Source organism: Edaphobacter aggregans DSM 19364, assembly GCF_000745965.1.
Taxonomy (GTDB): Bacteria; Acidobacteriota; Terriglobia; order Terriglobales; family Acidobacteriaceae; genus Edaphobacter; species Edaphobacter aggregans.
Window position 1 is genome coordinate 1 of record NZ_JQKI01000187.1, and the last position, 8,871, is coordinate 8,871.

Sequence of the window (8,871 nt, forward strand, 5' to 3'; positions counted from 1 at the left end):
TCAGTTAACGACTCTCTGCCGTTGGGTTAGGACGATGTCCGGTTCGAGCTCAGGGGGAGTAAGGTGCGGTTTGCCGACCAACTGGGAGTGAGCGGGAGATGTGTGGTCGAGACTTGAAGTGATCATTGCCGATTGGTGCTGTTCCAAGAACAGCCGGGCCAATAAATGAATCGTTCCAGTACACCGCGATGCTACATTAGACTCCGCAGCGTTGTTCTGCCAGGGCGCAGATAAAGTGGCGAAACTCTTAGAAAGATTACTGTTTACTGCGACACTGTTTGCCGGTGCTATGGCAGAAGCACAGCCGGCATCTCACGCGACGCAGCTCGAATTTCATTCATCCAGCTCTTCGCTTGATGTGATATTTCGATGGGCCCGCGGCCAGGCACTGCTTACGTGGCTCCATCGTCGAGTTCCATCGGTCCGTGGTACGAGGCCGCTCTGCCAGGCCGCAATGCCTTCTGCATGCGAGACGTCTCTCACCAGACAGAGGGCGCAACTGTGCTTGGGCTGGCAGCGGCAAACCGCAATATGCTTGGACGCTTCGCGGCATCCGTTGATGAAAAACGGGACTGGGCCGGTTATTGGGAGATTGACGGCGAAGGGCGCCCATCCTCTGCGGACTACGTCTCTGATGCCGACTTCTGGTTCAATCTGCCGGCAAACTTCGATGTGCTGGACGCTATTGTCCGTATGTGGCGCTGGACTGGCGATGATACCTATCGCGACGATCCCCGGTTTCGCGAGTTCTTCCGTAGGACGGTCAAAGACTATGTGACCCGCTGGCAGCTTCAGCCTGAGAAGATTCTTCATCGTCCACGTATCGCCAACCAGCGCCTGGAGAGCGGAAAATTCGTCCATTCGCGGGGTATACCAAGCTATTCGGAAGGTCCGAAGGACTTCATCTTCGGTGCCGATCTTCTGGCGGCCGAGTACCGTGGTCTTCGTTCCTTTCAGGAGATTGCAGTTACGCCCCAGGACAAAGCTCTTGCAGTTTCCGCACAGTCGGTGGCGGACCAGATACAGCAGTTGCTTGAGGGCATCGCATGGTCGCAAAGTCAACAGCACTATCTTGGCGTCATTCGACAGGATCAGAGCGGCTTTGAGTCCGGAGACGCCATGACACTGTATTTTGGCGCCGCAAAAGATCCGGATCATCTGCGCGGAGCGCTGGACTATATCTCTTCACCGAAGTACTGGCAGAAGATCAATATCGAAGAAGAGAGTTATGCCCCGCTCGTGCTCTTCCGCTATGGGCGGACCGAGCCTGCCTACCGTATCCTGACTGATCTGAGTAGACCGGAAAAACCGCGCCGCGAATACCCCGAGGTCTCTTACGCAGTCATCGCGGCTGTTGTTGGAGGGACGATGGGAGTTCGACCGTCGCGATCTGGCGAGCTCTTCGACGTTCAGACGTTGGCTCAGCTTCCAAGCGCTGCTGAGGAGGCGTCACTTCAATCGCTTCCTTTCCGCAACAACGTGGTCGACATCAAGCACATTAGATCCTCGAGCAGCGCTCTCAGCAACCGTTCAGGACCGGCATTACGCTGGCGAGCAGTGTTCCAGGGAACAGTGCGCCAGCTCAAGGTGGATGGGAAGGCAGTACTTGCCGCGCATGACACCTTGCCGGGCGGAATGGCAGTGAGCTGGGTTACGGCCACTGCGTCCCCTGGCGCTACAGTCATCGTCAGTAAGATGAAGAAGTAGAAGAGATGCACCGATATGCTCGCGCCAGCAGCTCTGGCCGTCGTCTGAGGACCCAGCTGTCCGCTTGTTCGGCAACTCTTCAAACTGCTATGATGGCGCCTCGGTGAAAGACAGGACCATCTTGGAACATACTGATTCTTCAACGAGTATCCAAGGAAGCGCTCCCAGTGTCGAGCAGTGTGAGGACCAGGTGCGCCGGGTGCTCCGGTCTACCACTTTCCGTAATGCGACGACTCTGCAACAGCTCGTAAGTTTTCTTGCCTCCCGTTCGATCGCAGGAGCCGCGGAAAACCTCAAGGAGTACACGATTGGAGTGGAAGCGCTTAGCCGTAAAAGCGATTTCGATCCCAAGATCGACCCTATCGTCAGGGTGCAAAGCCATCGCTTGAGAATCAAGCTCAAGGAGTACTATGACGTCGAAGGAAAGCATGATCCCATCCTGATCCAGATCCCCAAAGGGCATTACCTCCCCACCTTCGAGGTGGTCTCCTCAACTCAAACGCGCACGGGATCAGCAGCCTCAGAGATCGTCGCATCTGATCATCTGGCAGACGGAGATGGTGGCACGGCAAAACGATGGACCCGGATGCAAACGATATTGCTTGCAGCCATGTTGGCGGCATTCGCGGTCGCCGGGTTCTGGTTGGGACGCTCGCGCTCAAACGGCCCTTCGGAATCAGCTTTCTCCAACGTGTCCGCTTCGCCTTCGGGTGATCGGAAGCCTCGCGATTCGGCCGAGTTGTTTTGGTGGAAATTTCTCGATAACGACATATCTCCAGTGATTGGATATCCCGATGCGGTGTTCCTGCTCGACGATTCAAACGATCTGTTCCGCTTCCGACACGGAGCCAGCGATAACCGCGGCGCAGTCGTCGATTCACATCTCGCGCGCCAGTTTGCATCGAACTCCAAGCTCGTTGGAATGGCTGGCCCCCTCTATTATGAGAATGGCTACACCGGAACAGGGGAGCTGGAATCCGTCGCGATGTTATCCGGACTTCTGAATCGCATCGGTGCGAAGCCAATCATCAAAGCATCGCGCGATATCACGCCCGACGATCTGGACAGGCATAGTGTGATTCTTCTGGGGTCGCCCTTTCAAAACGTCGCGGTGGCTCAACTGCTGACGGTGGGAGATTTCTCTTTCAGAAACCCCGATGAGCGGCGCGAACAGTGGAGAGCTCAGATTATCGATACCCATCCCGGGGATGGAAATAAGACGGTCTATACCACTGAGCGAGATGTTTCCACACGCATGCTGACGACTGACTATAGCCTCATCACAATCACCTCCGGAGTAACGCAGGGACGGCACATCGCATTTCTTGGGGGCCTGGACACCAAAGGAACTCAGGGAGCGACCATGTTTGCCACTTCGGTGTCCGGAATCGAGCAGATCGAAAAGGCGCTGGCTGCACCTGCCTCAACCAATCACGAAAATCCCACTGCTTTTCAAGCACAGGTGCGAGTCAAATTGGCCAAAGGCTATCAGGTATTAGGCGCAGAGCTGGTCGCGGTGCGACCTCTCGTGCCGTCAAACGCTTCGCAAGTCAAAGACAACTCCACGCCATCAAGTCACTGAGCTCTCAAGTTCCTGTGTGATGAAGCGGGAAGTTTGCCTTTGTCCCCTGATTACCGGACTCACACTTGAGCTCGCGCCATCCCCCCTTGTCGTACCTGTTTCAGGAACGGCTGCTGCAAATACAGCACAAATGCCTCCAAGACATCATGTAACACCAGATGTAACGTGGCTGACACACACCTCCATCGAAGGAGAAACAATACGTGTCAGCTATTTGTATCCCTTGCGTAACTAGGCATCCGTTGCTTCTCTTCAGTAGGGTTGCGAGCGCTGAAGGAACCAGAAGGCCGCCCACCTGTATATCAAGAGAGTTCGAGAAATACGGGGTGTTGTATAGGGGCGGAAGAAAGAGATTCCTGGAGGAGGCTGATTTATGCGGAACACATATCAAGACCATAAAACCACTTTCCCCGAGTGGTCGACCACGTTGATACAGACAACAAAGGCTGTTCTTTTGATCAGTCTGCTCGTTGCGATCCCCGTTGCGATGGCTCAAGGTGTCAGCGGGCGGATTGTCGGTACAGTTGTGGACGCAACGGGTGCGGTAATCCCCAATGCCGCCGTAACCATCTCGAATCAGGACACAGGCGCCATCACCAAGGTGACGACCAACGGCAGTGGCCAGTACAGGGCTGACACCCTTCGTCCAGGCAACTACCAGCTAAAGATCGAGGCTCCCGGCCTGCAGACGATCGTCTCCAATGGCAATGTGGTCACCGTCGACAATGCAACCGTCGTGGATATGACCATGAAGGCTGGCTCCACCAGCGAGACCGTGATTGTCTCTTCAGCGAGTCCACTCATTGATACAACGAGTTCCTCGATGGGCGAGGTTCTCAATGCCAACGACATCACAAGCCTTCCGCTAAACGGACGTGTCTTCTCGCAACTGGTTCAAACCGTTCCTGGATCAGTCGCAGCAGGATTTGGCAGCGCGCCCGAGGCGGCTGCCGGAGCCGGAAGCTCAGGTTCGATCACAGCCAGCGTCAACGGAATGCCATGGGGAGGAACCACCTACACGTTGGATGGCGTGAACAATATGGAGCTGCTGAACGCCTTTATCAATGTCACTCCGCCGCTTGATGCCATCCAGGAGCTGAAGATCTCAACCAACAACGCCGACATCACCGTAGGAACCTATGGAGGGGCGCAGGTCAACGCCTTTATGAAATCTGGCACCAACGCATTCCACGGCTCGGCGTATGAGTTCTTCCGCGACGATGCCTTAAGCGCATATAAGTGGAGGGCCACCTCGAAGGCGCCCTATCGGGCGAATCAGTTCGGCGGCTCGATTGGTGGTCCGATCCTTCGCAACAAGGCATTCTTCTTCGCCGACTACCAGGGACTTCTGCTGCGCAACGGTATCAGCTACATTCTGACGGTTCCCACTGACCTGATGAAACAGGGAACCTTCCTCAAGAGCCAGTTCCCAGCAGCCATCTATGACCCAACAACCCGAGCTCCCTTCCCCACAGTCACCACGCCGCAGGGTGATGCCTGGCTGATCCCCCGGTCGCGGTTCGACAAGGTATCCGCCAACATGGTCAATGGCAACACGATCTGGCCGACGGCGACCAACCAGAACGCCATCAGCAACAATTACAACGCCAACACCGTTGAGCCGGACGACAACCACCAGTTCGACGTGAAGGGCGATTACCAGTTCGGTCCTAGCGATCGTATCTTCGTGCGCGAATCCTACCAGCGCCGCGACCTCACTGCGCCCTCACCCGGAACACCCTTCGTACAGATCGGCGACGTGAATGCAACCACGCGTGACCACAATGCTGCGATCGGCTACAGCCACATCTTCTCCACCAGCATGGTCAACGAGTTGCGGGTCGGCTTCAACCGCTTCTATACCCTTGACTTCGGCAATGACTACGGAACCAACCAGAACACCGCAGTCGGTATCCCGAATGGCAACGATGCCGCCTTTGGAGCCACGGGATTCGGCAACTTCTCCATCGGCAACATCGTCCAGACCGGCTCGCAGGGATGGACCAACTCCCACCGCATCAGCAACTCCTACCAATTGACCGACAACCTCACCAAGGTGTGGGGCTCGCATACCTTTACCTTTGGTGAAGACTTTCGTCGGCTGCAGGCCTCGCTTACAAATTCCGATGCCAACAAAAACGGCGATTTCACCTATATCTCCGACTACACCAGCAGCTGCACCATGCAGCCCAACTGTTCCAATCCCGCAGGAGGCAATCAGTTCGCAAGCTTCCTGCTCGGAATGCCCTCAAGCACCGATCGCGGATATGTTGCCACACAGCCGGCAACACGTGCGACCCTGCTCGGTGTCTATGTGCAGGATCAATACCGTATCAGAAGAAATCTGACATTGAATCTGGCGCTTCGCTGGGACCTGATCACTGCTGCCATCGACAAGAACAATAAACAGTCCAACTTCAACCTGACTACGGGCGTGCTTGAGTTCGCGACCGATGGAAACCGCGCGCCGAACGTCAACAACTACTATGGCGGCTACTCTCCGCGAGTAGGTTTCGCCTATACGCCGGGCGGAAATAATACGACCATCAGCGGCGCATTCGGTGTCACGCACTTTCCGGGAAACTTCGGCGCCATGGGCGGCTTCCTCGAGCGTAACTTTCCATTCTTCGAGGTGTTCACCTCTCCCGCGCAGCAGCGGAACGTTCCACTTCCGTCCATCAGCGTAACCGGCCTTCCTCAATATGTACCGACGCCGATCACCGCGCCTGTCCAGCCCCCGCCCGGCGTTGGCGTCTCTCTCATGACGAGAAACTTCCAGCCTGATGTGGCCTATGCGTGGAACCTCGGTGTGCAGCAGAGGCTCACCAACTCAGCCTCGTTCAGCATCACGTATGTCGGAACCCGCGGCGTTCACCTGTTCCGCCGATACAACATCAACACGCCTCCGCCAGGAAACACGTCTTTCAACTCCCGCCTTCCTTACAAGTATTTCAACAGCCAGGGCCAGCAGTACGCGACCAACATCGGATATGCAACGGCCGATGGCGCCTCCATGTACCACGGTCTCCAGACCGAGTTCAAGATGAACCTTATGCACGGTCTGACTGGTCGGGTGAACTACACCTGGTCGAAGGAGATCGACGACATGAACGTTTGGTGGCCTCTTGATGACCGCTTCAACCGAGGTGAAGGAACCAATCAGGCCCCGAACATCCCCCAGAACTTCATCGTCAGTCTTATCTACAAGCTTCCGTTCGGCCGTGGCGAGCGCTGGATGGCGGGAGCATCGCGTCCTGCGCAGATCCTGGCAGGGGGGTGGCAGTTAAGCACCTTTACCAGGCTGCAATCAGGCACGCCGCTGACGTTCAACGCCGCATTCGACAACCTGGGCAGCGGCGTAACCAACCGCGCCAATGTGACATGCTCCTCGGTAAGGACCTTCGGCTCCGTGTCGAAGTGGTTCGATACAAGCTGCTTCACAACACCCGCACCGCTGCAGCTGGGCAACTCCGGATCGGGGAAGGTGCATGGTCCGGGCTTCTACAACGCGGACGTATCGCTATCGAAGACCGAGACGATTCATGAACAGGTGAAGATCACCATCCAGGCCGATGCCTTCAACGTGTCCAACACTCCGCACTACTCCAACCCGGATACCAATCTCTCGGACGCAAACTTCGGACAGATCAGCGGAGCCAATGGCATCCCCAGGCAGTTCCAGCTGGGAGCCCATCTCACCTTCTAACTCCCGACGGCAGCAAGCGCGCAACGAATCGCGACGAACAATGAGCAAAAGCGCTTGCTGCTCCTTACTCTTCATCGCGCTTAACGCATCGTCTCGCGATGCCGCATCGACGTGCCCCTACGAAAGGAACTCACAGGATGGTGGACAGAAGGAACTTTCTGACAGGAGCAGCAGCCACTTTGCTGACGGGCCGCAAAGCCCTCGGCGCATCTCAGCGCAAGGCAGAACGGAAAGACAACTTGATACCGGCACAGCCAGGAAAGGCTCCGAACTACTGGTGCACGTGGGCTGCGCAGAACTATATGTATGGTCACCACTTGCCGAAGCTGGACCCTTCTCTCCTCGAAGGAGACTCGGGCAGTGCACTGGCACGCGACGCAATCGGCGAGCATCAGCTATTCGGCGTCGATGGATGGGCGAAATCTTTCTATCCGCAGACTCGAAGTGACGTCTACCTGTTGCTCGATGACGGATGGGAGACTGGCGGAACGGCCACCTTCGAACTGGATCCGAAGAAATTTCCATCCTTCTCGGGAACGCCCGTGGAGCGCCTTGCCGCCTTAAACCGCAAGGCTCGCCAGGAGCAATGGCGCGGTATAGCCCTGTGGTGTCGCAATCCTCCCGGCGGAGAGGCAGACAGGCGTCTCGAAGACTGGAGCGCAAAGGCAGATATCGGCTATTGGAAGATTGACATTGGCGATCCATCCTTTCGTCTGACTGCGCTGCGTGACCAGACACGCCTTCCACTAACGTTGGAGCACGTACATGGCGAGTTGCCTGTGAATGGAGACTGGCGCAAGGATGGTAGGTTCGGCTCGCAGCCCTGGGGCTCGCGCCGTCTGGATATTCTCGCTCACACCGACGTCTACCGCACCTATGACGTCACTTCGATCCTCTCGCTGCCCACAACTCTTGATCGAGTAGCAGAGATGCTTAGAGGCGCAGAGGGTCACCCGGAGGTATCCAGCCTGCTCAATGTCGAAGATGAAGTGTACGTCGCTGCCGTTCTTGGCTGCACGATGGGCATCCTTCGTCATCCGCTCGAGGGCCTGCGGCCCGGACCGGACACAGACCTCTTCTTTAATGGTCCGCGGCGGGCAAAGCGGCGCATGGACGAAGTAGTGCGCGCTTTGAGATGGCAGCGGCTGGCACAACCGTTCTCGCCCGGGTCAGGAACAGTTAAGGTCAGCGAGGATGTTCTAACTGACAGCTGGCGCTTCGAGCGTGGGCAGACATGGCAGAACGACCTCATCGGACCAATCGTCCGGCAGGGCGCGCCCGCATGTATAACACGGAATCTTGATCTTCCTTACGTCCAAAGCGCGGGAGAGAAACCCTTTGTCTTTGCCGCACGTTTTCCTAATGGAGCGGTAGCGATTGGCGCGCAACAGCGCACTGTGCCATCCCGAGCCTGGTACATGCCGAAAGCTCACATCACGCTACAGGTTGGCGACGCGCCAGGGCCGTTCGGCATCTTCGGCGATATCTCAAGTCTTACCCTTGTCTTCGACAGGCCAATAAGCAAACGGCGTGTCCAGGTCCAGGACCTCGCGGGAGATCGGATCGAGGACATTACAACCCAGATCAGCCGAGGCGAAAGAAGGTTGCAGCTCTCACGATCCCTGATGCGAAAGGTTGGACTTTCAGCCGCGACGCCGGGAGACTTGTCGAGCCCTGGTTTGATTCTTGCCCTCGAAGATAGCAACGCTAGATGGTAAACATTGCGGACGTGAAGAGCAGGTCTCACATGATTCTATTCATCTTATGAGACGCACCCACGCCCTCAAGATGCTGAAGCCCGGAGGCCGTCTCGTAGCTCTATGCGCCAACGGTCCACGCCAGCAGGACAAGCTAAGGCCCATCGTGGAGTCTCTAG

Annotated in this window: 4 protein-coding genes; all 4 read left to right on the forward strand. The window is 56.6% G+C overall.

Features of this window, described 5'->3' with window-relative positions; genetic code table 11:
- Positions 1-369 precede the first annotated feature (369 nt).
- Positions 370-1,707 (forward strand): hypothetical protein, encoded by a 1,338-nt coding sequence (locus Q363_RS28730; RefSeq protein WP_035357561.1) that lies wholly within the window; start codon positions 370-372, stop codon positions 1,705-1,707.
- A 199-nt stretch (positions 1,708-1,906) separates the two neighbouring features.
- Positions 1,907-3,289: a hypothetical protein gene (locus tag Q363_RS28735; protein WP_157467777.1), complete on the forward strand. Its 1,383-nt coding sequence runs from the start codon at positions 1,907-1,909 to the stop codon at positions 3,287-3,289.
- Positions 3,290-3,662: 373 nt separating this feature from the next.
- Entirely contained in the window at positions 3,663-6,995 is a 3,333-nt protein-coding gene (locus Q363_RS28740) for an outer membrane beta-barrel protein (protein ID WP_035357566.1), read from the forward strand.
- Between the two features lie 137 nt (positions 6,996-7,132).
- Positions 7,133-8,713: a hypothetical protein gene (locus Q363_RS28745; RefSeq protein WP_035357569.1), complete on the forward strand. Its 1,581-nt coding sequence runs from the start codon at positions 7,133-7,135 to the stop codon at positions 8,711-8,713.
- Positions 8,714-8,871: the final 158 nt, after the last annotated feature.

Coding starts and splice junctions, on each gene's coding strand:
- Q363_RS28730 (WP_035357561.1), top strand. CDS start 370: ATGGGCCCGCGGCCAGGCACTGCTTACGTGGCTCCATCGTCGAGTTCC.
- Q363_RS28740 (WP_035357566.1), top strand. CDS start 3,663: ATGCGGAACACATATCAAGACCATAAAACCACTTTCCCCGAGTGGTCG.
- Q363_RS28745 (WP_035357569.1), top strand. CDS start 7,133: ATGGTGGACAGAAGGAACTTTCTGACAGGAGCAGCAGCCACTTTGCTG.